This window comes from Natrinema soli (assembly GCF_028618695.1).
Genome location: NZ_JAQIVI010000188.1, coordinates 1 through 4,698 on the forward strand (window position 1 = coordinate 1; position 4,698 = coordinate 4,698).

6 protein-coding genes and 1 tRNA gene are annotated in these 4,698 nt (G+C 57.7%); 6 read left to right on the top strand and 1 reads right to left on the bottom strand.

Annotated elements, in window-relative coordinates; all coding sequences use genetic code 11:
* Positions 1 to 26: 26 nt before the first annotated feature.
* Positions 27 to 629 (top strand): tRNA (pseudouridine(54)-N(1))-methyltransferase TrmY, encoded by a 603-nt coding sequence (gene trmY / locus PGX04_RS12435; protein ID WP_273738802.1) that lies wholly within the window; start codon positions 27 to 29, stop codon positions 627 to 629.
* A gap of 106 nt (positions 630 to 735) precedes the next feature.
* Positions 736 to 808, top strand: a tRNA-Pro gene (locus PGX04_RS12440).
* Positions 809 to 1,382: 574 nt separating this feature from the next.
* Here the strand turns inward: PGX04_RS12440 and PGX04_RS12445 are convergent.
* On the bottom strand, positions 1,383 to 1,778 hold the full coding sequence (locus PGX04_RS12445; RefSeq protein ID WP_273738803.1) for a hypothetical protein: 396 nt from the start codon (positions 1,776 to 1,778) through the stop codon (positions 1,383 to 1,385).
* A 746-nt stretch (positions 1,779 to 2,524) separates the two neighbouring features.
* Between PGX04_RS12445 and PGX04_RS12450 the strand changes: the two genes are divergently transcribed.
* The 4 genes from PGX04_RS12450 to PGX04_RS12455 form a co-directional block, all read left to right on the top strand.
* Positions 2,525 to 3,229, top strand: a complete 705-nt coding sequence (locus PGX04_RS12450; RefSeq protein ID WP_273738800.1) for a DUF2270 domain-containing protein — start codon at positions 2,525 to 2,527, stop codon at positions 3,227 to 3,229.
* A 158-nt stretch (positions 3,230 to 3,387) separates the two neighbouring features.
* Positions 3,388 to 3,849 carry a DUF7972 family membrane protein gene (locus PGX04_RS35045; RefSeq protein ID WP_465263808.1) on the top strand — a complete coding sequence of 154 codons (462 nt, stop codon included), beginning with the start codon at positions 3,388 to 3,390 and terminating at the stop codon, positions 3,847 to 3,849.
* A gap of 196 nt (positions 3,850 to 4,045) precedes the next feature.
* A complete protein-coding gene (locus PGX04_RS35050) occupies positions 4,046 to 4,255 on the top strand; it encodes a DUF7972 family membrane protein (RefSeq protein ID WP_465263809.1) in 210 nt (69 codons plus the stop codon).
* Between the two features lie 113 nt (positions 4,256 to 4,368).
* Positions 4,369 to 4,698: PadR family transcriptional regulator (locus tag PGX04_RS12455; protein ID WP_273738801.1), on the top strand; the 330-nt coding region annotated here is incomplete at its 3' end.

The following is a 4,698-nucleotide window of genomic DNA, read 5'->3' on the forward strand; positions in this document are numbered from 1 at the left end:
ATCCCGTCGGCCGTCCACGCTCCGGTATGCGCCAGTTCGTGCTCATCGGTCACGACGTTCCCACGGAGCCCGACTTCTCGCTCGACGACCTCGCGGGCGGTGCCGGTCGCCTCGACGCGCTCTGTCGGTCGATCACCGCCGCGTTCGTCACCTCCCACGGCATCCGCGAGGACGTGCGCGTCCACCTGATCGCCCGGGACGAACTCACGATCACCTTCGACGGCGGGACGCTCCAGCGGCTCAACCCCGACGAGCGGAGCACCGCCTCGCTGGTTCGAAAGGCCCTCGAGCACCGCGAGGACGCCATCGGCGCGCTGCCCGCCGAACCCAGTCCGGGGAGCGAGGTCTATCGCCGCGGGTTCGAGGGGACGCTCGAGGAAATCGCCGATGACGGGCCGATCGTCCAGTTGCACGAGGGCGGCGAGGCGGTGAGTGACGTGGGTGCCGAGACGCTGGGGGATGCGATTTTCGTGCTCTCGGATCATCGGGACTTCACTGACGAGGAGGGCAGATTGCTCGAGGCGTTCGCGGATCAGCGGCTTCGGCTCGGGCCCGAGTTGTTACACGCGGATCAGGCGATTACGATTGCGCACCACTACCTGGATACGGGCGGGTACGAGCGGTTTTGAGGCCGGTTTCGGTAGTGGGTGGCTCGAGGGATCGGCTCCCCTGCCGGCGGTTCGACGCCGGCATTCGGAAGCGTTAAACGACCGGATCCGTTCACTCAGAATGTGCGGGCCGGTGGGGTAGCTTGGTATCCTTCGGCCTTCGGGTGGCCGTAACCGCAGTTCGAATCTGCGCCGGCCCACTTTCTCCCGCATCGCAAACCCGTGAGCGACGCGTGGCGCGTCAGCGCCACGGATACGCGAACGGCGAAGCCGTGAGTAACAGCGAACGGTCTGCGATGCGGGAGAAATGGTTCCAAGCAGATTCGAATCAGGGAGGAGCTTTGCTCCGACCGTGGTTCGAACCTGCGCCGGCCTATACTACTCCCACAAAGATTCGAATATGCAAGTCGCAGCGCTCGAGCGTAGCGAAAGCGTCCGTCTCGAAACTGTTCGACATCTGCGCCGGCCCACTGCATATCAACCCCTTTCCCCGCACTTCCTGACACTTAACGGCCGCTCTACGGGGTGATCTGGGTGACGGTCGCACCGTGGCCGTCGGTCGACAACTCGAGGTGTAAGCACTGCGGAGCCCACGTTACCGAGCATTTGGTGGCTCAGAATCATCTGAGAGGAATATGCTATCTTGGTCTGGATCGAAATAGACTTCTAACGCCCGGAGAGCGCCAGCGTAGGCAGAAATCATTACGAACACAAATCCGAGAAACGCTGGAAGGACAAGCTCGAGCACCATTTTCAGGAGCAATTTTGTCACCCTCAGTAAATAAATACCGGCACATATGCACGGGCACCGATCGCGAGGACGATGGTTCGCGATGCCCCGCCTCGTCGAATCCGACGAGTGCGAACGGTGCGGTGACCGCGTCGACGCGCTTCGTCGTCTCTGTCCGAAGTGTACGCACGTCGTTCGAAACACGCTGGAGGGTCCGCTATGAGTACTCGAGCGTCGGAACTCGAGCGTTCGACGGCCAGCGGTGACGCGCTCGAGGCCGAGATCGTCCAGTCACTCGCGAGCGGGGCCCTCGAGAAGTGGTCGCGATCGGGGAACGATCCGACGGTACTCCGCAGCGCCGAACTAACTTGGAAGACTCCGGTGGCGGCACTAAAACTGGATTCGTCGGCGCTGTCGCCGATCGCTGAACTGGTATCCATAGTGACAACGCTCTCGGTTCCGTTGTTTTCTACACGTATTCTCGAATACCATCCCTGCTTAGACAACTCTGGTTGGAGTCGGTGGCTCGAGGTCGGGGTCGGCACTGCGATCGCACCGCAACGCCCGCGGGGCCGTTTCGCGCTTCGCGCGAAAGCCCTCTTGGCGGGTAACCCCAGGGGACAGCGCCAAAAAATGACACCGCCCCACCCTCACCGCCGCGCGAAAATATCCAGTTGATCCAAACGAAGCGGGGGTTCGATCAACTCGCAATTTGGTAGCTCAGCCAGTGTTCAATGTAGAGGATAAATCAAGTACTACTGGTTTCTCCCCGGACTGTCACCCAAATAATCAACACAGAGCTGAATGGACGGCCGAATGGCTATCCACGTTACTTCCTAACATTATCATGATCTGCCCCAGCTGTTATACATCGTGAACAGGGCAGGTCACGCAGCGGATCGGCACGGCCAAGCATCCCGTGAATGCTCCTGCACTGAACCACTGGGAATTCACCCCGTTCCGTTGGCTGCGTCCACGGTGAGGGCAAATGCAGCGTCACCCCCACTGTATTTGCCTTTTGAGAACCGTGACGAAAGGTGCGCCGTTCAGTACATACATGTACTTACCGAATCGGGCGTCTCGATCCATCTCTTGGTTTGAATAAAGAAACCCTATCACCAACTACTGTTATAGTGACCAAAAATACTGGCTCTATTACCCCGGCCGTTGAAAGCATCTCACCGCGATGGCTCAGAAATCAGCGAAAGATATGGATCCCAGTGACGCTGAACACCGCGAAGTTGGTGAGGGGTTATTAGAGGAGGAGATGGCACCAAGTTCGTCGATGGCACACCTCTACCGCGGCGAGATCCACCGAATGAAATTTTGGCGTGAGCGTCTCGATCGAACGACAAACTGGGCCGTTATAGTCATGAGCGGAGTCCTGACGTGGGGCTTTTCGGGCCCTAACCGGCCGCACTACATCATATTATTAGGGATAGCGGCACTGACCGCCTTCTTATTCATGGAGGCACAGCGGTATCGCGGCTACGATCTCTGGCGTGGCCGTGTCCGGACGCTCCAGAAAAACGTCTTTGCGTACGGTTTAGACCCGTCAGCAGGCCTTGAGGATCCGGACTGGAGAAAGACGTTGAGCCAAGACTACCGCACACCTGTTATCAAGATCACCAGAGAGGAAGCGATCGCGCATCGCCTCCGCCGGATCTACCTACTGCTTTTCACGATTATGTTAGGGGCTTGGACGATACATATCGCCGCATTTACAACGATATCATGGCCAACCAGCGCCTCTATCGGATCGATACCTGGCCTCCTCGTAACTGGTATCATCGTCGCGCTATATCTCGTCGCAGTTCTTATTGCTGTGCGACCACGGACGTGGCGGGCTGAGGACGAACTTCATTCACGAGATGTAGGGAAACATCGATAACGAATACCGAGAACGAGATAGTGACGAAGAGCACCACTCGCACATCCAAGACATTTTGATGCAGTCGATCACCGCGTTCCGCTCAATCAGAGGGCAAAGCGGACTGCAAACCCACTGTTGACGGTTATATATCTCACTCCCATACGTCGGGAGACAGTATGGACAAGACAACTGTCGAATCGGCTGGCCGCCCTCTCACGGGATTTGTACGATGGTTCTTGCTCACTGGAAATCGGATCTTGGTTTCGATCGTCATCCTATTCGGAATCGGCACAGCGTTCGTCGTCGTTGGAGGCCTCGAGCTTGCCACGGTGACCACACCGTCACGGAATATGTGGCACCTCAATGGCACTGTCAACGGACTGTTGACGCTGATTCCCATTTCAGTCGGCGTAAATCAGATTGTTCTCTCCCATGATTCGGGTCAATACAGGATCTCTACGAACGTCGGACTGACATCACGGACTTTCGAGAGCGCGTCAAGAATCGAACCGACACCTCAGTCAGTTCCCCGCACGCATCCATTTTTTCGGAATACTTCTCTCGTCCGTCTCCGACACTGCGAAGACGTTTCAGCGCGGACGCAATTCCTCTCGATCAGCCGACCAGATACCGAATGACCTCGAGACAGTCGCCGAAGCGGTCGTCAACGAAGCGGATCGAGCGAACGACGAGTTGGAAGCAAACAGTTCAAGTATGCTGCAGACGCTCGTCGTTATGCTCAACTACGATAATACGTCCCAGTTCTATGAGATCCGGCAGCTACAGACTGAATTGTCCAACCGCGACAATGAGTCGACAGAGAAACTGTAGCAGATCAAAGATCTATTCGTCGAAATCGATGATGCACGCCAATTCCTCAAAACGATAGTCGTCGAACAGCAATTGGTACGTCTCTCTCGGCTGCTGATCTATACCGACATTCCGTCCGTGACGATCGCTGCAGTCGGCATTTTCAGGTATCCAAATGTTTCAGAGTTGGCGTTATCGCACGGTGCACGTGTAGTCGTAGGTTGGCCGATTTGAGATGGTACAACGGTGCTGCTTCAGCAGTAGGAGAGAATGGGTCCTCGATAACGAGTGTTGTCGAGTCCGCTTCGGAGGGAAGAGAGTAGACTATGATCGAGCGATAAGTACACATGTCAGACGACGATTCGCGGGACCTTCAACATCCCGCTCGAGCAGACGCATCGCTCCCGAGTCACCTCGCGAGGAACGGCCGACGCGCCTGGGTCGAACTCACCGCCTTCCAGCGCGACTGTCTCGAGGCCGTCGCCCGCCGCGAGCGCGTCGACCGGCCGTGCGACAAACTGGGGATCATGTGCACGCTCGGGTGCACGTATCCCAGCGTCACCCGAACCAGACTCGAGCCGAACCTGCGGACCCTCGTCGGGCGCGGCCTCCTCGCGAAACGCGCGGGAGCTGACGACCGGTCGACCTATTCCCTGACCGACGAGGGGCGCGCCCTT

Bases quoted from the DNA above. Each gene is read 5' to 3' on its own strand.
- PGX04_RS12450 (WP_273738800.1), top strand. From the start codon at position 2,525: ATGGCTCAGAAATCAGCGAAAGATATGGATCCCAGTGACGCTGAACAC.
- PGX04_RS12445 (WP_273738803.1), bottom strand. From the start codon at position 1,778: ATGGATACCAGTTCAGCGATCGGCGACAGCGCCGACGAATCCAGTTTT.
- trmY (WP_273738802.1), top strand. From the start codon at position 27: ATGCGCCAGTTCGTGCTCATCGGTCACGACGTTCCCACGGAGCCCGAC.
- PGX04_RS35045 (WP_465263808.1), top strand. From the start codon at position 3,388: ATGGACAAGACAACTGTCGAATCGGCTGGCCGCCCTCTCACGGGATTT.